The organism is Ramlibacter sp. bp-362 (genome assembly GCF_054956735.1).
The window spans coordinates 1-242 of sequence record NZ_JBUDXE010000080.1 but is presented as its reverse complement, the minus strand read 5'-3'; the positions used below and the strand labels follow the sequence as shown (position 1 = coordinate 242).

At 51.2% G+C, this 242-nt stretch carries 1 rRNA gene; it reads left to right on the top strand.

The annotated features are described in order from the left end of the window. A 23S ribosomal RNA gene (locus ACY0MJ_RS22490) occupies positions 1-242 on the top strand; the annotation flags it as partial.

Genomic DNA, 242 nt, shown 5'->3' with positions numbered 1-242 from the left:
CGACAATGCGAGTGAAAAGCTCGCACGCCGGAAGACCAAGGGTTCCAGTCCAACGTTAATCGGGGCTGGGTGAGTCGACCCCTAAGGCGAGGCCGAAAGGCGTAGTCGATGGGAAATCGGTTAATATTCCGATACTTGTTTATGATGCGATGGAGGGACGGAGAAGGTTATGCCAGCTTGGCGATGGTTGTCCAAGTGGAAGGATGTAGTTAGGTTTAGTAGGCAAATCCGCTAGACTATTA